Genomic DNA, 19,803 nt, shown 5'->3' with positions numbered 1-19,803 from the left:
GCGTTCGTCCTGAGCCAGGATCAAACTCTCCATGAAATAATGGAGCGCAGATTAAGTTCGTCACATCCTGTGACAACATCTGCATGACCTGCATCGTGCAGGCCCCTGACTACGCACATTCGCATGTGCGATTTATTTAATGAATTAACAGGTACGTTTGTCTTGTTTAGTTTTCAAAGAACTTCATCGCCGCTCTCAAAGCGACTATAATATCTTAACATTTAATCGTGATGTCGTCAATAACTTTTTTTCAAAAAAATTATTCGTCATCAGCGACGAATACTAATTTAACACCTTTAAATAAAATTGTCAACAAGAAATTATATTGCGATAAATTGTTTAATAACAATAAGAGCTGCTACACCGGGAACCCCCAATAATCCGCTCACTCCGGTTGTTACAATATTAATCGGCACGTGAATGCCCACGCTCTCGCCAAACAGATTCACACAGAATAAAAACAAAGCGCCGACTACAAATCTAACCGCTATTCTTCCGATTAATCGCAAAGGTTTAAATGATGTTTTTGAAAAAAACAACAGGGCAACCAAAGCGACAATTGCCCCGATAAAGATAACAGATCCCATGAATTCCATCACTCCTCGCTCGTTCTTGTACAAGCATATGATGGGAATCATGCGAATAGACCTGCTACTTCCAGCTGCCGATCCTTAAATTTCTTTTTTTTGCTTCCCGCAAATAAAAAAAGTACTTTGCCTCGGCAACCTTTAATTCGTAAAGAACTTCTGGCGAAGGCTCAAGACTGTTTTCAATCAGCCGCTTTTGCCTGTTCCATTCTTCCTTTTGATGGATCAGCTGTTCAATCAGCTTATTATCAAATTCTTTTCTAAGCTTCTTTTTCCGAAAAAAACCCATGGTAATGCAATCTCCTCCCTCTACATTTCACGTCTGCCTTCAAGCGCTTTAGAAAGAGTGACTTCATCTGCATACTCCAAATCGCCTCCGACCGGAAGTCCATGGGCAATTCGTGACAGCTTGATACCAGACGGCTTTAAAAGCCTTGAAATGTACATGGCCGTTGCTTCTCCTTCTATATTCGGGTTTGTCGCAAGAATGACTTCAGTCACCTGATCATCCTGCAACCGTTTCAGCAATTCGGGTATTTTAATATCTTCCGGACCAATGCCGTCCATCGGAGAAATCGCACCATGCAAAACATGGTACAGTCCGCTGTATTCCTTCATTTTCTCCATAGCAATGACATCTTTCGGATCCTGAACAACACATATGACCGATTTGTCTCTTCTCGTATCTTCACAAATATAGCAAGGATCTTGATCTGTTATATGTCCGCAAACCGAGCAATATGTCAAATTGCGCTTTGCGTTTACCAATGCTTTTGCAAAATCTAACACGACGTCTTCTTTCATACTAAGAACAAAAAAAGCCAGACGGACCGCCGTCTTGGGTCCGATTCCTGGCAATTTCATAAAGCTGTCAATCAGCTTTGATATTGGTTCAGGATACTGCATTCTTATTTTCCTCCTAGAATAAACCCGGCATGTTCATTCCTTTTGTAAACTTACCCATCGTTTCATTTGTTACATCGTCGACTTTTTTCAAAGCATCGTTTGTCGCTGCAAGGACAAGATCTTGAAGCATTTCAACATCTTCAGGGTCTACGACTTCCTCTTTGATGATGACGTCGATGACTTCTTTTTGGCCGTTTACCTTAACAGTCACCATTCCGCCGCCCGCAGTACCTTCGAGTACTTTTTCTGCCAGTTCCTCCTGTGCCTTTTGCATATCCTTTTGCATTTTTTGCATTTGCTTCATCATTTTCTGCATGTTACCCATTCCACCGCGCATACTCAAATCCACTCTCTTTCATGTTTTTATTCTTTAATTTCAATCAGTTCCGCTCCAAACAGTTTTTTAGCTTCTGATACGAGCGGATCTTCTTCTTTCGGTTCATTTGCTTCAGAATCTTCCGGCTGATGATCCTGCAGAAATTCTTCTCTTATTTTACCCCATTGGGCTTCGGGAACGCCAACTATATCTATCCTTCCGCCGAGCATTCCATCCAAAATTTGCTCCAGATTTGTCCTGACTCCATTATTGTCTTCAGCTACCATTTTACAGTGAATTTCGTATTTGAATGCGAGGACAAATGCTTTTGAAGATGCAGCGACCGGCTCGCTGTCATTTAAAAGGGCAGCATGCGATACTTTATTCTGCTGTTTAAGCTGGGCAAGCAATTGTCCCCAGCAGCTCTTCAATTTTTCGAGGTCCGGTCTTGTAGCATCTTTTAATATTTCATGAATACGGCCGACAGGCGCTTTATATGCGCTTTTCACGCTTTTTTGCGGACGGGACGTTTCTTTAGGCTGGGCGGGAGCCGAAGAAACCTGTACACCTTGTGTTTTAAGCTTCTCAATCTCCTGCTCAAGCTGCCGAACCTTTTTGACGAGATTATCCACTTCCGGCTGGGCGGCCGCGGATGCCCCTGCTTTTGGTCCCTGGCAGAGCTTCACAACTGCAACTTCAAAGAAGATACGCGGATGGTTCGTCCATTTCATTTCCTGATGGCTTTTATTTAATATATCGATCATTTCGTAAAGGTCTGGTGCAGGAATTTGCCGGGACAGAGCTTGGAACTCTTCGTCCACCTTCACCTTTTCAAGAACGCCTTCTAAATCAGGCGCCGTTTGATAAAGAAGCATATCCCTGAAGTAGAAAATCATATCCTCGATTAATTTTGCCGGGTCTTTTCCCTGCTGAAGCAGTTCGTTCAATGTTTCCAAAGCACCGGAAACATTTTTTTCGTGGAGGGTTGAGGCGAGCTTTCCAATATAGTGCTGTGACACAGCCCCTGTTATCAGCAGCGCATCATCCACCGTCAGCTCATCTCCGCTGAATGATACAGCCTGATCGAGCAGGCTCAGCGCATCCCTCATGCCGCCGTCGGCGGCACTGGCGATGATGTCTAAGGCGCCATCCTGCACCTTGAACTGTTCAGCTTCGACGATTTTTTCCATTCGTCCGACAATTGCCTGTGAGGTAATCCTCTTAAAATCAAATCGCTGACATCTAGAAATAATCGTTAAAGGAATTTTATGAGGCTCTGTTGTTGCGAGAATAAAGATACAATGTTCCGGCGGCTCTTCAAGCGTTTTTAGAAGGGCGTTGAATGCGCCGATAGAAAGCATATGTACTTCATCTATGATATATACTTTATACGTGACGGCAGACGGGGCAAATTTCACCTTGTCGCGGATGTCGCGTATTTCATCTACACCGTTGTTAGAAGCGGCGTCAATTTCAATTACATCTGAAATCGAACCGTTTGTAATGCCTTTGCACGCGGAGCATTCATTGCACGGTTCACTGACCGGAGCGTGCTCACAGTTGACAGCTTTGGCAAACAGTTTTGCGGCGCTTGTTTTTCCCGTTCCCCTCGGTCCGGAAAACAGATAAGCGTGCGAAAATTTCTTTTGTAAAAGGGCATTTTGCAACGTTTTCGTGATGTGCTCCTGACCGACTACATCTTCAAACAACTGCGGCCTGAACACTCTATATAAAGCCTGGTAACTCACAAACACGCCCTCCTCTTGTTTTCATCATTTCCATTATACATGAAGCAGCTTTCAAATCCAAAAGCTCTTCTTAAGAAAAAAACTCATCTATATTAAAATAGATGAGTTCTTAATTTGATGATTGATTTACCGTGCACCTTCTGTCGATTCGCTACCCTAAGCGTTACTTAAGCAGTTAGCTCAGCCCAGGCAACCCTGCGGCACATGGAAGGTTCCACTTAATGCTGCTTCCTTCCGGACCTGACATGGTTCATGGATTCCCATTGCGCAGGACCCAAGCGTCAACACCACTTGCTTAAGGCAGACCTTAAAGTAAACGAACCTCGAGAAAGGGATTCGGCCTCGCTCGAGCGGATTGCGAGTACAGGGCACCGCTACCTCCCCGCTTAGCACGGCAAAATAAATATCAAATTATTTAAGCTGCGTCTTCATGTGACGCACTCATTAGTATAACTTGTTTCACCCTAAATTGCAAATTTCCGTCATCACAGCTCCCTTTTCTTTTCCGCTTTCTTTTTTGCGCGGAGCTTTCTGAAAAAATCGCTTAGCATCCTGCCGCATTCTTCTTCCATTACGCCGCTTACGACTTCAGCCTGATGATTGAATCTCTCTTCCTGCAGGAGATTCATCAAAGTCCCCGCACAGCCGCCTTTCGGATCAGACGCTCCGAACACCACTTTGTCGATTCTGGAGAGAACGGCCGCTCCGGCGCACATCGGACATGGCTCAAGGGTAACGTAAAGAACAGATCTCTCCAGCCGCCAGGTTCCCAGCTTCCGGCATGCCTCTTCAATAACGAGCATCTCTGCGTGGGCAACCGATCTTTGCTCGGTTTCCCGCAAATTATGGGCGCGGGCAATAATTTCGCCATCCAGAACCAGTACGGCGCCAATCGGCACTTCGCCTTTTTCTTCAGCTTTTCTCGCTTCATTGATCGCTTCTTTCATATAAAACTCGTCTTGTGTCATCCGCATGCACTCTTTCAATGTTTTTCGCCCGACAGAATAGGCTAACTTATAGTTAAAGGAATATGCAATCTGAAAGGAGACAATCGCATTGTCCAATTCAGCTCTCATTATAGTCGACATCATTAATGATTTTCAATTCGATATGGGTGACGTTCTTTCCAAAAAGACCAGAAACATGACCGAGCATCTTCTGGCATTAAAAGAACACGCAGCCAAAAAGAAATGGCCTATCATATACATTAATGACCACTTTGGAATTTGGCAAGCGGATATTGCTGCCATTATCAAGAAATGCAAAAACGACAGAAGCGAATATATCATCGACCGGCTCGCACCGAATAACAACGATTATTTCTTAATCAAACCAAAGCACTCAGCTTTTTACGGCACCGCCCTTGAAACATTGCTGAATGAACTTCATGTCGACCATTTGATTATTACGGGAATCGCAGGCAATATTTGCGTGTTATTTACGGCAAACGACGCTTATATGAGGGAGTACGATATCACGATTCCGCACGATTGCATTGCCTCAAATAATGAAAAAGACAACAAATATGCGTTGACGATGATGGAAAATGTTCTGTTCGCCAATATTACGACGGCAAAAGAGATCACCGCCGAAACTTGAGCATGAAACACTTCCTTTCTTCATATAGTGGTAGCAATGAGAAAGGAGGCGTTTCCCATTCAGATTTATGTCGTGAAAAGAGGCGATTCCCTTTATCAAATCGCGAATCGCTACCGAACAACAGTTAATGAAATTGTCGCGACGAATGAAATTCCGAACCCGAATCGGCTTGTTGTCGGACAAACTATCGTGATACCGATCGCCGGCGAGTTTTATGAGGTCAGACAAGGAGATACATTAGCATCAATCGGAGCCCGCTTTAATATTTCTCCGGCTGAACTGGCAAGGATCAACCGCATTCAGGTTAGCGCTATTTTGCCTGTCGGGCTGCTGCTTTATATCCCCCCTCGGCCAAAACGGAACATTGAAACAAACGCTTATATCGAACCGCGGGGAGAAAGCGTCAGCCCCGCTCTGCAGCAGGCGGCAAGAGAGGCTTCGCCATACTTGACCTATTTGGGTGCTTTCAGCTTCCAGGCAAAGCGGGACGGCACACTCGAAGAACCGCCGCTGAACAACTTAAAAGAAATTGCAGACAGACACCGGACTACGATGATGATGATCGTCACCAACCTCGAAAATGAAGCTTTCAGCGACGAACTCGGCAGAATCATTTTGACGGACCAGAATGTAAAAAACAGATTGCTTGATAACATTGTTGCAGCCGCCAGAAGATACGGTTTTAAAGACATCCACTTTGATTTTGAATACTTAAGGCCTGAAGACAGAGAAGCCTATAATCAATTTTTACGGGATGCACGGGCCCGCTTCAAACAGGAAGGCTGGTTCATCTCAACCGCGCTTGCGCCTAAAACGAGAGCGGATCAGCCCGGACAATGGTATGAGGCCCATGATTACCGGGCTCACGGAGAGATTGTCGATTTCGTCGTACTAATGACATATGAGTGGGGCTACAGCGGAGGGCCGCCGATGGCGGTATCGCCGATCGGACCCGTACGGGATGTGATCGAATACGCACTCACGGAAATGCCCGCCAGCAAAATCGTCATGGGCCAGAACTTGTACGGTTATGACTGGACGCTCCCCTATACGCCAGGCGGGCAGCTGGCCAGAGCAATCAGTCCCCAGCGGGCAATTGCAATCGCGAGTGAAAACAATGCGGCGATACAGTACGATGAAACAGCCCAGGCTCCTTTCTTCCGCTATACGGACAATGCCGGCAAACAGCATGAGGTATGGTTTGAAGACGCCCGCTCGATTCAGGCAAAGTTTGATCTGATTAGGGAATTGAATTTAAGGGGAATCAGCTATTGGAAGCTCGGCCTGTCCTTCCCGCAAAACTGGCTCTTGATAGCCGATCAATTTAATGTTGTGAAAGAAACGTTCCCAAGTTAAAGGAACGTTTTTTTCATGGCAGAAGATGATGATGTGATACAATATGTATGGTTCACAAATGAATTTCTTTAGTAGGAGGACACCTATGAACACAGCCCCTTTCATCGCTGTCGAAGGCCCCATCGGCGCGGGAAAAACAACCTTGGCCAGCATGCTCTCCGAAAAGCTCTCACTCTCTTTGGTTAAAGAAATCGTCGAAGAAAACCCTTTTCTTGATAAATTTTATGATGACAAAGATGAATGGAGCTTTCAGCTTGAGATGTTTTTCCTCTGCAATCGCTATAAGCAGCTTGAAGATACCGAAAAGAAGTATTTGCATCACCACATACCCGTTGTTTCGGACTATCATATTTATAAAAACCTCATTTTTGCTGAACGGACGCTGGAAGGCAAAAAACTTGAGAAATACAGAAAAATTTATCATCTGCTTACAGAAGATCTGCCGAAACCAAACGTCATCATTTACATAAAAGCAAGCCTTCCGACGTTATTGGAACGGATCAAAAAACGCGGACGGCCGTTTGAACAGGAAATGGACAAGCAATATCTGGAACAGCTCATCAATGATTATGATGCTGCCATTAAGCAATTTAAAGAATCCGATCCGCCAATACCCGTTATTGAAATTAACGGAGATCAGGAAGACTTCGTGATCTCCGAAGCCGTTTTCAATCGAATTGCCGATCAAGTAAAGGAGTATATAGAATGAGTGTATATGCTATTCCGAAAGATGCTATCATTACTGTTGCCGGAACGGTAGGAGTTGGGAAATCCACATTGACAAAAGAGCTTGCAAAAAGACTCGGATTTAAAACTTCTCTTGAAGAGGTTGTGAACAACCCTTATTTGGAGGCTTTTTACCAAGACTTTGAACGCTGGAGCTTTCACCTGCAAATTTTCTTCTTAGCGGAACGCTTCAAAGAGCAAAAATACATTTACGAATCGGGCGGCGGATTTGTTCAAGACCGTTCAATTTATGAAGATACAGGCATTTTCGCCAAAATGCACGCCGATAAAGGCACAATGTCAAAAGTCGATTATAAGACGTATACAAGCCTGTTTGAAGCGATGGTCATGACGCCTTACTTCCCCCGCCCCGACGTTTTAGTCTATTTGGAGGGCGATTTGGAATCGATTCTCGACCGCATCAAAAAACGCGGACGAGAAATGGAAATGTTAACCGACAGATCGTATTGGGAGGAAATGTACACAAGGTACGAAAACTGGATCAGCGGCTTTAACGCCTGTCCGGTTGTCAGAGTCAATATTGATGAATACGATCTGTTCAACAACTCTGCCTCCCTCGATCCAATCATTGAAAAAATCAGTGAAGCTATTCAAAGATAAACAAGCAAAAAGAGCGGATTCCCATGAAGAGCCGCTCTTTTTTTGCTTGTGCATATAAAAAAAAACCGCTGCCCTATCCAGGCAGCGGCAACACAATCTCCAATTTATGCTTAGTCAATCACTAAAATGCAAATCAATAATGGCGGAGGAAGAGGGATTCGAACCCCCGCGGGCTTTGACACCCCTGTCGGTTTTCAAGACCGATCCCTTCAGCCAGACTTGGGTATTCCTCCGTATCGACAAGAATTAATATAACATGTCCTATCTTTTTAAGTCAAGAGATTTTTTCATAAAAAATTTATTTTATTGTTCACGCTTCTCATTATATGCAAAAATAATGATAAACGCAAAGGGTGATAGCATTGTGGAAACATTTTATAGAACGTTTACCTCAAGATTACACGCTGAACAGACCTATTGAAACAGAGGAGCTTCAGAAAGCAGAAGAACTCCTCGGCGTCTCTTTTCCAGATGAACTGGTCAGCCTTTTAAAAACGACAGACGGCATTAATGATACATTCGGGGATCATCTCATTTGGCCTGCATACAGAATGATAGAAGAGAATCTAGACATGAGAAGCACCGACTGTTTTAAGCCGTTCGATTGTCTGTTATTTATAGCAGGTGCGGGCAATGGCGATTTATTTGCTTATTCGATTTTAAACGGCTCTATACGGAAAAATGATATTTATGTTTGGAATCATATAGACGACAGCCAAATATGGATCGCATCTTCTTTAAAACCTTTCATAAAAGGCTGGATCGACGGAACAATCACCATTTAAAACAAGATCTTAGGCAGGAGCATGATGAAATGAATTATCTATCAAAAGAATTGGCGGAGGAAATTGTCGACAGGACCATGTCGATTATTCGGCACAACATTAATATGATGGATGAAAACGGGGTTATCATCGCCTCAGGAGACCGCTCGAGAATTGGTGATGAACACGCCGGAGCGAAGGACGCACTTGCAGCTGAAAGGGTTATCAGCATCACGCCTGAAGAATGCTCGGCTTTAACGGGAACAAAGCCCGGCGTAAACCTTCCCATCGTATTTCATGATGAAATAATCGGCGTTATTGGAATCACGGGGCCGCCTTCTGAAGTCAGCCGATATGGTGAACTTGTTAAAATGGCAGCAGAGCTGACTGTCGAACAGGCATTTTTAACAAAACAGCTGACATGGGATCAAAGGCTCCGGGAAGAAACGGTCATCCAAATGATTCAGGGGGCCGACCTAGCATCCCTTGACTTCCTTGAACGTGCGGAGCGATTGAATATACCGCTAGAAGGCCAGCGTACTTGTCTTGTGTTTGAGCTGCCATCCGCTGATATGAAGCCGGCATTTATTAAAAAACTTGAAAAACATTTAACCGCGAAAGATTTGTACGCCAATATTTCTTTAAAAGAGATCACAGTTATTCTGGCAGGCGCTCCCGCTAAAAGCAGGGCTGATCTCTTTTCATCTTGGAACGGCTGGCTCAGCCAATGGAAAACGGTCAGAGGCGCGCTTGGCGAACAGGCGGATCAGCTTGAGCAGCTGCCATTCTCCTATCAAAGTGCAAAACAAACGCTCAAGATTGCTAAAAACAGCTCTAGTTTATACGATTATCGAGAGTTTGCGATCCCCGTTCTGTTATCAAAAATAGAGCGTCCGGATCAGGAGATTCATTTTCAAAACATCTGGGACCGCCTTTCCCAAGCAGATCAAAAGGGCGAATTAATCCATACCCTCCTCTGCTATATAGAAGAAAACGGCGAAATCGGGGAAACTTCATCAAGACTCTTTATTCACCGCAATACATTAAACTACCGGCTGAGAAAGGTTGAAATAGCGACAGGATGCAATCCAAAACGATTTGACGACCTATTCAAACTGTATACAGCCATTACGCTTTTTTCACCATTTTGTGCAAATGAACAATTTTAATATAGGATAAAGGAACGAAATCCGTATACCTGACCAATTCTCCCTTGTACAGAAAGCGTTTACAATTGGACGTAAGGGAGGGTATGCAGATGGATATTCAAATCAATGCAATAGGCGCCTTATGCGCATTAGCCATATCAATCTTTCTCATTCTGAAAAAAGTCCCGCCGGCTTACGGCATGATGATCGGCGCATTGGCCGGAGGCTTAATCGGCGGCGCAGATTTAATAGAGACGACGGATTTGATGATAGCGGGTGCTAAAAACATGATTCCTGCTGTACTCCGCATCTTGGCAGCAGGGGTGCTCGCCGGCGTTCTGATTCAATCCGGCTCCGCAGCGGTGATTGCAGAAACCATTGTCAATAAAATTGGAGAAAAAAGAGCGCTGCTTGCTTTAACATTGGCGACAGCCATCTTAACAACGGTCGGCGTATTCGTCGATGTCGCCGTCATCACAGTCGCACCGATCGCCCTTGCGATTGCAAGGCGGACCTTTATCAGCAAAGCGGCCATTCTGTTGGCGATGATCGGCGGAGGAAAAGCGGGCAATATTATGTCGCCAAACCCTAATGCCATTGCTGCTTCAGATGCCTTTCACATCCCTTTGACATCCGTGATGGCCGCCGGGATCATCCCCGCTATATTTGGACTGGGCGCCACTTATTTACTAGCAAAACGCCTTTCAAATAAAGGAACAGGAGTAGCTGCAAATGAGATTGAAACCCAAACGGCTCAACAACTGCCGGCATTTTGGGCGGCGATCAGCGGTCCGATGGTCTCCATCCTGTTGCTCGCCTTAAGGCCCGTGGCAGGTATTACGATTGATCCAATTATCGCTTTGCCGGCGGGAGGCCTCGTCACTGCGATTGCATCGGGACAAGCGGGCAAACTGAAGGATTTTGCCGCTTCAGGATTGTCGAAGATGTCAGGTGTTGCCGTGATGCTGATCGGGACTGGAACGCTTGCGGGAATCATCGCCAACTCCCAACTCAATTCTTTCATTACCGACACCCTTGTCGGCTTGGGTCTGCCGTCGTTTCTCTTAGCTCCCATTTCCGGCATGCTGATGTCGATGGCAACCGCCTCAACAACCGCCGGCACAGCTGTCGCCAGCAGCGTATTCGGCCCGACATTGCTTGATCTTGGCGTCGCCGGCCTCGCAGGTGCGGCAATGATTCACGCCGGAGCAACGGTGCTCGATCACCTGCCTCACGGAAGCTTTTTTCATACGACGGGAGGCAGCGTCTTCATGTCCATGAAAGAACGGTTAAAGCTGATTCCATATGAGTCAGTCATCGGCTTAATCCTAACCATTATCTCAACTTTGATTTTTGGAATTTTTCAATTCTTTATTTAAAAAGGAGCAGGTACCATGAAAATCGTAATCGCACCTGATTCATTTAAAGAAAGCATGACATCGCTTGAGGCGGCTAAAAGCATTGAAAAAGGCTTTAAAGCGGTTCTGCCTGACGCCGAATACGTCAACATTCCGGTTGCTGATGGAGGCGAAGGAACCGTTCAAGCTCTGATTGACGCCACCGGAGGAGACATCGTACAGCAAACAGTCACAGGCCCTCTCGGGAAGCCGGTAAAGGCGGCTTACGGCCTGCTTGGCGACGGAAAAACGGCTGTCATCGAAATGGCTGAAGCGTCAGGCCTTCACCTCGTGCCCCCTGAACAGCGGAATCCCCTGTTAACGACAACGAGAGGAACCGGAGAACTGATTCTCAATGCTGCGAAAAAAGGGGTGTCCAACATCATCATCGGACTCGGCGGAAGTGCGACAAATGACGGCGGAGCGGGAATGGCTGCAGCACTGGGTGTGAAGTTTCTAAACCGCAATGGAGAAGAGATTGAAAATGGGGGCGGTGCATTAGCTGAGATTGCCAAGATCGATGTGAGCGGCCTCAATCCTCAGTTAAAGCATATCCACTTTGAAGCCGCCTGTGATGTCGATAATCCTCTTACGGGACCTCGCGGAGCCTCCGCCGTATTTGGGCCGCAAAAAGGGGCGAACAGTGAAATGACTGCTCTTTTGGATCAAAACTTAAAACATTATGTTGCTGCAGTCAAAGCAGAGCTGGGGTGCGAAATCGATTCAATTCCGGGAGCAGGAGCGGCCGGAGGATTAGGAGCAGGCCTCTGTGCCTTTTTAAAAGCGGAATTAAAAAGCGGAGTTGACATTGTTTTAGATACTTTGTCTTTTTCCGAACGTATTAAAGGAGCCGATCTTGTCATTACGGGTGAGGGAAAAATAGACGGCCAAACAGTCAGCGGAAAAACGCCAGCCGGCGTCGCAAAACGCGCCTGCAGCGAGAATATTCCCGTTATTGCATTTGCCGGATCGCTCGGTGAAGGCTGCGAGCTTGTTTATGATATCGGCATTTCCGCTCTCTTTTCGATTGTGCCAGGGATCAGCTCCTTGGAAAACGCCCTTGCCGATGGAAGTTCAAATCTTACGCGCTGTGCCCGAAATGTAGCCGCCGTCTGGTCTCTCGCATAAAAAAAAGCGCGCCTCTTGGCGCGCACTTTTTATGGTTGAATAACATCTCTGTTCCCCATGTATGGACGAAGCGCTTTAGGAATGATGACGCTCCCGTCCTCCTGCTGGTAATTTTCCAATAATGCGGCAACCGTTCTGCCGACAGCCAAGCCGGAGCCGTTTAACGTATGGACATGCTCAGGCTTTCCTTTTGCTTCCCTTCTGAATCTGATATTCGCCCGTCTCGCCTGGAAAGCTTCGAAGTTACTGCAAGATGAAATTTCACGATATGTGTTTTGGCTTGGAATCCATACTTCGATATCGTATTTTTTCGCAGCGGTAAATCCTAGATCGCCCGTACACATGCTCATCACACGATAAGGAAGCTCAAGCAGCTGAAGAACTTTCTCCGCTTGATTTGTCAGCTTTTCAAGCTCTTCATATGAATCCTCAGGCTTCACGAATTTCACCAGTTCAACCTTGTTAAATTGGTGCTGGCGAATCAAACCGCGCGTATCACGGCCAGCTGAGCCTGCTTCTGAACGGAAGCACGCACTGAACGCCGCATAATTGATCGGCAACTCGGCAGCTGACAAAATTTCATCGCGATGCAGGTTCGTAATTGGCACTTCTGCCGTCGGAATTAAGAAATAATCTTCTTCCCTGATTTTAAAGGCATCTTCCTCAAATTTCGGCAGCTGTCCGGTGCCTGTCATGCTTGCGCGGTTCACCATGTACGGCGGGATGACTTCCGTATAGCCGTACTCGTCTACGTGAAGATCAAGCATAAAGTTATACAATGCCCGTTCAAGTCTGGCGCCTAGCCCTTTATAGAAAACGAAACGGCTTCCCGTAACCTTGCCTGCCCGCTCAAAATCAAGAATATCCAACTGATCGGCAATATCCCAATGAGGCTTCGGCTCAAATGAAAATCCGGGGAGTTCGCCCCATTTGCGAACTTCCACGTTGTCGTCTTCAGTCTCACCGACCGGAACAGACTCATGGGGGATATTCGGGATAGACAGCATGATTTTATCAAGTGAAGATTCGACCGTTCTCAGCTCTTCATCAAGCTTTTTAATGTCTTCACCGACTTCGCGCATTTCTTTAATGAGGTGGTCAGCATCTTTTTTCTCGCGCTTTAAAGCGGCAACCTGCTGAGATACCTCATTGCGCTTTCCTTTCAGCTCTTCCACTTTGACGATCAATTCTCTTCTCTTTGTATCCAATTCCTCAAATTGATCAAAATCTGATAAATCTTCTCCTCTGTGGGCAAGCTTTTGTTTGATTTCCTCCAAATTTGCCCGCAGCAGTTTGATATCAAGCATCTGCCTCGCTCCTTTTATACTGATTTGACCGAAAAAAAGAGCCCTTGTCCCCTAAATATAAGGGACGAGAGCTCTCGCGTTGCCACCCTGATTGAAAACAGGCGTCTTCCTCCTGTTTTCCGCTTCATTTTGATAACGGTTCTCCCGTAAATGCCTACTTTGACTGTTCAGCATTTCGCTCAAGGATGGATTCGGACAGCATCTTTCGCCGATTCGCACCAACCATCGGCTCTCTTGGAAAGAGAGGCTTCCTACTGCTTCCTATCAACGCTTTTCGATCTATATTGTCTTATAAATGTACTACAAGTTTTAACAGCTTTCAACCGTTTTATACGACGGCTTCCTGTTTATGCTTTTCGGCCATCTCGACAAATAATTTCGTCATTCTATGGTCATCCGTCAGCTCAGGGTGGAAAGAACAGCCGAGCAGATTTCCTTGTTTGGCAGCGACGATTCTACCGTTGTGCTCCGAAAGCACTTCCACATCTGCGCCCGCTTCCAAAATGTGCGGAGCGCGGATAAATACGCCTGTAAACGGTTCGTCAAGTCCTTTAACGGTTAAATCCGCTTCAAAGCTGTCCACTTGTCTTCCAAAGGAATTTCGTTCGACGGTTACATCCAGAACACCAAGATGGGCATCATTCGCTCCGGCGATATTCTTCGCCAGGATAATCAGCCCAGCACAAGTTCCAAATACCGGCTTTCCGGATGCGGCAAACTCCTGAAGGGGCTTCATAAACTGATACGTATCGATGAGGCGCCTCATCGTCGTGCTTTCCCCTCCCGGCAAAATCAAACCGTCGATTTCCTTTAACTCTTCCGGCCACTTAATGACTTTTCCGGCTGCTCCGCATGCTTCAATTGAGCGAATATGTTCTCTTACAGCTCCCTGAAGTCCAAGTACACCAATTGTCAGCATGTCAATCCGTCTCCTTCGTGTTTACCAGCCGCGCTCTTGCATACGCTGTTCTGGCAGCAGATTTGAGATTTCAATCCCTTTCATCGCAGTTCCAAGCTCTTTTGATAGCTCGGCAATCAGTTTGTAATCCGTGTAATGCGTCGTCGCTTCAACGATTGCTTTCGCGAATTTAGCAGGGTTGTCGGATTTAAAAATACCGGACCCTACGAATACGCCGTCAGCGCCAAGCTGCATCATTAAAGCAGCATCAGCAGGTGTTGCCACACCGCCGGCAGCAAAGTTTACAACAGGAAGGCGTCCTTCGGCTTTAATTTCCTTCAACAGCTCATACGGAGCGCCGAGGTTTTTCGCTTCTGTCATCAGTTCGTCATCGCTCATGCCGACTACTTTGCGCACTTGAGCATTCACCTTTCTCATATGGCGGACAGCTTCCACAATATTGCCCGTACCAGGTTCGCCTTTCGTACGAAGCATTGAAGCTCCTTCTGCGATCCGGCGCGTCGCTTCTCCGAGGTCGCGGCATCCGCATACAAATGGAACGGTAAATTCGTTTTTATTTAAATGAAATTCTTCATCCGCAGGAGTCAAAACTTCACTTTCATCAATATAGTCAACGCCGAGCGCTTCAAGAACACGCGCTTCAACGATATGCCCGATGCGGGCTTTCGCCATAACCGGGATTGAAACAGCGTTCATCACTTCTTCGACAATTGTCGGATCTGCCATGCGGGCAACTCCGCCTGCCGCACGGATATCAGCCGGAACGCGCTCCAGCGCCATGACTGCGACGGCTCCTGCTTCTTCTGCGATTTTTGCTTGTTCGGCATTGACAACGTCCATAATGACGCCGCCTTTCTGCATTTCTGCCATACCGCGTTTTACGCGATCAGTACCTGTTTGAGCCATTTCAAGGATCCCCCTAATCAAAGATTGAATTGTCAGATTTAATCCTATTGTATCCTATAATTCCACAAAATCATATGAAAAACACGAAGATTATTTCTATTTTAATAACAAATTGTTAGGATTGTAAATGGTAATTCTATCTGAATATGACAATAAAGAGCCCTATCAGATAGAGCCCTTTATTGATTAAAACCAGCCGGTTACCATTTCAACAATGCTGTTCCAAATACCGGCAAAAAAGCCGCCGATGCTTCTCATCGTTAAAATAAACCAATTTGCTTTCTCATCATCTTCTTTTGTCACGAGGTTTACACCTGATACATCGCTGCCGAGAAATCCGTAGTCCTTTTCTTCTCCCTTATAGGAGGCCGTCAAGGTACCGACTTTTTCACCTTTTTTAACAGGTGCGGTCAGCTCGTCTTTGTTCAGCGTCACTTTCGCCTTGTAATTCTTTTCTTCACCGTTCTTCACAGGCATTGAAAAGGCTTTTTCCGTTACGACGCCGACTTCAGTTTCTTTCCCTTTGTCGACTGTGACCGTTTCGTTGCCTTTCACTTGTGCGCCTTTTGCGTAAAACTCTTTCATCGTGAAGTTATCAAATGCATAATCAAGCATTTTTTTCGTTTCTTTAAATCGTCCCGTATGAAGGTCGCCTTTCGCATTCATAACGACGGAAATCACTCTCATGCCGTTTCTTTCGGCAGTAGCCGTAAAGCATGATCCGGCAGAGTCCGTTGAGCCGGTTTTCAGCCCGTCCACACCTTTATATTCCTGAACTAGGCCTTTCAGCATAAAGTTCCAGTTCGGCATGTCCATTTCATCGTCTGTGCCTTTTCTGAACTTCGTTTTGGCAATGCTCGCCGTATCGAGGATTTCAGGATAATCGCTTACTAAATGATCGGCAAGGAGCGCCATGTCTCTCGCAGATACTTCATTTTCTTCATTGGCATTTGTTCCGCTCGGATGTTTGCCGTGAAGATCCTTGTTTTCCAAACCTGTAGCATTCACAAATTTGAAATCTTTCATTCCAAGCTCTTTGGCTTTTTTATTCATTAACTCTACGAACTTTGATTCAGAACCGGCAACGATTTCAGAAAGTGCAATAGCCGCCGCGTTTGCAGAGTAAATTGCAGTCGCCTGATAAAGCTCTTTTACAGTGTATGATCCGTCTTTACGAAGAGGAACATTCGATAATGAACGATCTTGGGAAATCTCGTATACATAATCGTCAGGCGTGTACTTCTGATCCCATTTCACTTTGCCTTCGTGAATCGCTTCCAACAGAAGATACTCCGTCATCATTTTGGCCATGCTGGCAACAGGAAGACGCTGATCGGCATTTTTGCTGTACAAAATTTTCCCCGATGAAGCTTCCACCAAGATTGCTGCTTTCGCGTCTACATTAATTGGATCATTTGCGGCTTTTGCTGTCGACATAGGAGAAAATGCACCTACAGTCACGGCAAAAGCAACGATCAACATGATCAGCTGCTTTATTCTCTTGCTTTTCAAATCGTGATACCTCCGCTTTTCATCAGACTAATAATCTATATCAAAGCCTTTTAAGACATTTTTCAAACACAACATTATAAATTTTATCATAAGGAAGCAAAAAAAAATAGACAGAGTATTACTCTGTCTACGGTTTAATTTTTGTCATATTTGATTAGGAAATGGTATAGTTAGGCGATTCTTTGGTAATTTGTACATCGTGAGGATGGCTTTCCCGCAGGCCTGCGCCTGTCATGCGGATGAACTGCGCATCTTCCCTCAGTGCGTGCAAATCTTTTGTTCCACAGTACCCCATGCCGGATTTCAAACCGCCGACAAGCTGATAAACTGTGTCAGCAACCGGACCTTTATAAGGCGTACGGCCCTCAATGCCTTCCGGAACGAATTTTTTGTTTTCCTCTTGGAAGTAGCGGTCTTTGCTTCCTTTTTCCATTGCAGCTACTGAACCCATACCGCGATAAACTTTAAAGCGTCTGCCTTGGTAGATTTCAGTCTCGCCTGGGCTTTCGGATGTTCCGGCAAGAAGGCTTCCAAGCATGACGGCATGGCCTCCGGCAGCCAAGGCTTTGACGATATCTCCGGAAAACTTGATGCCGCCGTCTGCAATAATCGCCGCACCGTGTTTTCTTGCTTCAGTCGCACAATCGTAAATCGCTGTCACTTGCGGAACACCGACACCGGCCACTACGCGGGTTGTACAAATAGAACCCGGTCCGATACCGACTTTAACTACATTTGCTCCGGCTTCGATAAGCGCTTTTGTTCCTTCGGCAGTTGCGACGTTGCCGGCAATGATATTTAATTCAGGATAAGTGTCGCGGATTTTCTTAACGGTATCCAAGACACCTTGTGAATGGCCGTGCGCGGTATCAACGACGATCACATCGACATTGGCTTCCACAAGCTTTCTGACGCGTGTCATTGTGTCGCCTGTTACACCAACCGCTGCTCCAACCAATAGGCGGCCGTGAACATCTTTCGCTGAATTCGGGAATTCGATTACTTTTTCAATGTCTTTAATCGTAATAAGCCCTTTTAAAACACCTTGATCATCTAAAAGAGGGAGTTTTTCGATCTTGTATTTTTGAAGAATTTTTTCCGCTTCATCCAGGGTTGTACCAACAGGAGCCGTAACAAGCTCTTCTTTTGTCATAACATCGCTGATCTTCATGGAGTAATCAGAAATAAATCGCAGATCACGGTTTGTAATAATTCCAACCAGCTTCTGATCCTCTTCATTGTCAACAATCGGAACACCGGAAATTCTGTATTTGCCCATCAAATGTTCTGCATCAAAAACTTGGTGCTCTGGCGTCAGGAAAAACGGATTTGTAATAACGCCCCGCTCTGAACGTTTGACTTTGTCAACCTGCTCAGCCTGCTGTTCAATCGACATGTTTTTGTGGATAATGCCCAATCCGCCCTGCCGTGCCATCGCGATGGCCATTTGAGCTTCTGTCACTGTATCCATGCCTGCACTAATAATTGGAACATTCAGCTTAAGGGACGGTGTAAGCTCAACCGATAAATCCACGTCGCGCGGAAGTACCTCCGATTTAGCCGGAACGAGCAATACATCATCAAATGTTAAGCCTTCTTTCGAAAATTTGCTTTCCCACATTAGTAAATCCCCCTCTTTTCGGCAAAATATTATATGTAGATTATCAACTTGAATACCCACTGTCAAGAAAGCGAGAAACAGTTGTAATTTTTAGAAAATAACCATAAGGGAAGTGGAGTACATGCAAGATAAAGGATGGAAGGATTTAAAGCTGTTTTATTCGGTCGAAACAGCCCAGCATTTTCTTGAAATGGTATATAAAAATCAAGGAATGGAAGATGCCAAAAAAAACTCTTATAAAAACGGAGAGCGGTTTATTTTTTTTCTTAAGCATGCAGAAGCTTTTTACAAGCAAGCCAAAATCGCTACGTTGGAAATCAAACCCATTTTATTATTTTACGGCATGGCACAGCTATTGAAAGCCTGCCTGTTAACGACAGATCCTTCCTATCCCAGCCATACTTCAGTGCTTGCTCATGGCGTGACCACAAGAAAACGAAAAAAACAAAATTACCGCTTTTATGAAGATGAAGTGAAAATCCAAAGGAACGGCCTATGTATGCACGTGATCAGATCCCTTTTCCAATTATCCGGATTGGAAGATGAACGATTCAATATGAAACAGCTTTTGGCGAAAATTCCGGAGATCAATAAAGTGCTGGCATTTCAAAGAAAACCAAATCCGATTGTAAAAGCAGCCGTCGAAGACCGGCTAATTGAGCTGCCTGGCGAGACACCCAATGCTTACAATATGTCATCAAAGCGTTTCATCGAACATATCGAATACCATTTAAACTGGTCTTTCTGCCGTGAGGAAAAAGAGGGAATCGTTTTTTCTGCCGCTCATAAAGAATGCCGTCCCAGCACTTCGACCACATTGCTTTATGATTTGGAGCAAGACAGATATTATTTCCCGGCTGAACGGGATCACTTTTTAAAGCTCCCGGAAATATTGGCGCATTACTTGGTTGCGTACAATTTAAGCATGATTGCCAGGTATGAAACTGAATGGTGGTATGACCTTCTTCTTCAAAGTGCTAGCGATGATTATGTCATCATCCAGCAGTTTTTACATATAGTCGAGTCAAAGTTCCCCTATTATATCGCTGAACTGCTTCTTCAAAAAAAAGAAAACAACAAAAAAGACCAGCTTATATAAGCTGGTCTTCTTCATCGCTTGGCGGCGTCCTACTCTCACAGGGGGAAGCCCCCAACTACCATCGGCGCTGAAGAGCTTAACTTCCGTGTTCGGCATGGGAACGGGTGTGACCTCTTCGCTATCGCCACCAAACTATTGCCTTC

At 45.5% G+C, this 19,803-nt stretch carries 20 protein-coding genes, 1 tRNA gene, 1 rRNA gene, 1 other RNA gene and 1 other annotated feature; of the genes, 9 read left to right on the top strand and 14 right to left on the bottom strand.

Features of this window, described 5'->3' with window-relative positions:
- Positions 1–320: 320 nt before the first annotated feature.
- The 7 genes from KI350_RS22455 to tadA all read right to left on the bottom strand — a co-directional run bounded on the left by KI350_RS22455 (position 321) and on the right by tadA (position 4,525).
- Entirely contained in the window at positions 321–587 is a 267-nt protein-coding gene (locus KI350_RS22455) for a pro-sigmaK processing inhibitor BofA family protein (RefSeq protein ID WP_025810906.1), read from the bottom strand.
- Positions 588–651: 64 nt separating this feature from the next.
- Positions 652–876 carry a YaaL family protein gene (locus tag KI350_RS22450; RefSeq protein WP_025810905.1) on the bottom strand — a complete coding sequence of 75 codons (225 nt, stop codon included), beginning with the start codon at positions 874–876 and terminating at the stop codon, positions 652–654.
- 20 nt (positions 877–896) lie between these two features.
- Positions 897–1,493, bottom strand: a complete 597-nt coding sequence (gene recR, locus KI350_RS22445; protein ID WP_020449786.1) for a recombination protein RecR — start codon at positions 1,491–1,493, stop codon at positions 897–899.
- 13 nt (positions 1,494–1,506) lie between these two features.
- Positions 1,507–1,830: a YbaB/EbfC family nucleoid-associated protein gene (locus KI350_RS22440; protein WP_023856408.1), complete on the bottom strand. Its 324-nt coding sequence runs from the start codon at positions 1,828–1,830 to the stop codon at positions 1,507–1,509.
- Between the two features lie 26 nt (positions 1,831–1,856).
- On the bottom strand, positions 1,857–3,557 hold the full coding sequence (dnaX, locus tag KI350_RS22435) for a DNA polymerase III subunit gamma/tau (protein ID WP_025810904.1): 1,701 nt from the start codon (positions 3,555–3,557) through the stop codon (positions 1,857–1,859).
- 129 nt (positions 3,558–3,686) lie between these two features.
- Positions 3,687–3,952, bottom strand: an RNA gene (ffs, locus tag KI350_RS22430) — signal recognition particle sRNA large type.
- Between the two features lie 90 nt (positions 3,953–4,042).
- Entirely contained in the window at positions 4,043–4,525 is a 483-nt protein-coding gene (gene tadA / locus KI350_RS22425) for a tRNA adenosine(34) deaminase TadA (RefSeq protein WP_025810903.1), read from the bottom strand.
- 142 nt (positions 4,526–4,667) lie between these two features.
- On the opposite strand from tadA, the gene KI350_RS22420 reads away from it, so the two are divergent.
- From KI350_RS22420 to KI350_RS22405, 4 genes are all read left to right on the top strand, one after another.
- Entirely contained in the window at positions 4,668–5,156 is a 489-nt protein-coding gene (locus tag KI350_RS22420; RefSeq protein ID WP_229128912.1) for a cysteine hydrolase family protein, read from the top strand.
- Positions 5,157–5,192: 36 nt separating this feature from the next.
- On the top strand, positions 5,193–6,512 hold the full coding sequence (locus KI350_RS22415) for a glycoside hydrolase family 18 protein (protein WP_031305057.1): 1,320 nt from the start codon (positions 5,193–5,195) through the stop codon (positions 6,510–6,512).
- A gap of 85 nt (positions 6,513–6,597) precedes the next feature.
- Positions 6,598–7,221, top strand: a complete 624-nt coding sequence (locus KI350_RS22410; protein ID WP_020449779.1) for a deoxynucleoside kinase — start codon at positions 6,598–6,600, stop codon at positions 7,219–7,221.
- The gene (locus KI350_RS22405) at positions 7,218–7,859 is read left to right on the top strand and encodes a deoxynucleoside kinase (RefSeq protein WP_020449778.1); all 642 of its coding nucleotides are present in this window, start codon (positions 7,218–7,220) and stop codon (positions 7,857–7,859) included. Before KI350_RS22410 ends, KI350_RS22405 begins: the two co-directional genes overlap by 4 nt.
- 140 nt (positions 7,860–7,999) lie before the next feature.
- On the opposite strand, the gene KI350_RS22400 is transcribed toward KI350_RS22405, so the two are convergent.
- Positions 8,000–8,092: transfer RNA gene (locus KI350_RS22400), tRNA-Ser, on the bottom strand.
- A 129-nt stretch (positions 8,093–8,221) separates the two neighbouring features.
- Here KI350_RS22400 and KI350_RS22395 point away from each other — a divergent pair.
- The 4 genes from KI350_RS22395 (at position 8,222) to KI350_RS22380 (ending at position 12,296) form a co-directional block, all read left to right on the top strand.
- Positions 8,222–8,644 carry an SMI1/KNR4 family protein gene (locus KI350_RS22395; protein WP_025810901.1) on the top strand — a complete coding sequence of 141 codons (423 nt, stop codon included), beginning with the start codon at positions 8,222–8,224 and terminating at the stop codon, positions 8,642–8,644.
- A 29-nt stretch (positions 8,645–8,673) separates the two neighbouring features.
- Positions 8,674–9,792, top strand: coding sequence for a CdaR family transcriptional regulator (locus KI350_RS22390; protein WP_025810900.1), 1,119 nt, complete (start codon positions 8,674–8,676; stop codon positions 9,790–9,792).
- 89 nt (positions 9,793–9,881) lie between these two features.
- Entirely contained in the window at positions 9,882–11,150 is a 1,269-nt protein-coding gene (locus tag KI350_RS22385; RefSeq protein WP_025810899.1) for a GntP family permease, read from the top strand.
- A gap of 15 nt (positions 11,151–11,165) precedes the next feature.
- Positions 11,166–12,296 (top strand): glycerate kinase, encoded by a 1,131-nt coding sequence (locus tag KI350_RS22380; RefSeq protein ID WP_025810898.1) that lies wholly within the window; start codon positions 11,166–11,168, stop codon positions 12,294–12,296.
- A gap of 29 nt (positions 12,297–12,325) precedes the next feature.
- Here KI350_RS22380 and serS read toward each other — a convergent pair whose 3' ends face one another.
- The 5 genes from serS to guaB all read right to left on the bottom strand — a co-directional run bounded on the left by serS (position 12,326) and on the right by guaB (position 18,561).
- Positions 12,326–13,603 carry a serine--tRNA ligase gene (gene serS, locus KI350_RS22375; protein WP_025810897.1) on the bottom strand — a complete coding sequence of 426 codons (1,278 nt, stop codon included), beginning with the start codon at positions 13,601–13,603 and terminating at the stop codon, positions 12,326–12,328.
- Positions 13,604–13,660: 57 nt separating this feature from the next.
- Positions 13,661–13,880 (bottom strand) — a binding site (T-box leader).
- 51 nt (positions 13,881–13,931) lie between these two features.
- Entirely contained in the window at positions 13,932–14,522 is a 591-nt protein-coding gene (gene pdxT / locus KI350_RS22370) for a pyridoxal 5'-phosphate synthase glutaminase subunit PdxT (RefSeq protein WP_025810896.1), read from the bottom strand.
- Positions 14,523–14,543: 21 nt separating this feature from the next.
- A complete protein-coding gene (gene pdxS, locus KI350_RS22365; RefSeq protein ID WP_020449771.1) occupies positions 14,544–15,428 on the bottom strand; it encodes a pyridoxal 5'-phosphate synthase lyase subunit PdxS in 885 nt (294 codons plus the stop codon).
- A 186-nt stretch (positions 15,429–15,614) separates the two neighbouring features.
- On the bottom strand, positions 15,615–16,910 hold the full coding sequence (gene dacA, locus KI350_RS22360; protein ID WP_031305058.1) for a D-alanyl-D-alanine carboxypeptidase: 1,296 nt from the start codon (positions 16,908–16,910) through the stop codon (positions 15,615–15,617).
- 184 nt (positions 16,911–17,094) lie between these two features.
- Positions 17,095–18,561, bottom strand: a complete 1,467-nt coding sequence (gene guaB, locus KI350_RS22355; RefSeq protein ID WP_020449769.1) for an IMP dehydrogenase — start codon at positions 18,559–18,561, stop codon at positions 17,095–17,097.
- A 121-nt stretch (positions 18,562–18,682) separates the two neighbouring features.
- Between guaB and KI350_RS22350 the strand changes: the two genes are divergently transcribed.
- Entirely contained in the window at positions 18,683–19,660 is a 978-nt protein-coding gene (locus KI350_RS22350) for a YaaC family protein (protein ID WP_025810895.1), read from the top strand.
- Positions 19,661–19,676: 16 nt separating this feature from the next.
- On the opposite strand, the gene rrf is transcribed toward KI350_RS22350, so the two are convergent.
- Positions 19,677–19,792 (bottom strand): 5S ribosomal RNA (gene rrf / locus KI350_RS22345).
- Positions 19,793–19,803 lie beyond the last annotated feature (11 nt).

It is taken from the genome of Bacillus sp. J41TS8 (assembly GCF_018333035.1).
Lineage (GTDB): Bacteria > Bacillota > Bacilli > Bacillales > Bacillaceae > Bacillus > Bacillus paralicheniformis.
This window is presented reverse-complemented; position numbering and strand designations above follow the sequence as displayed.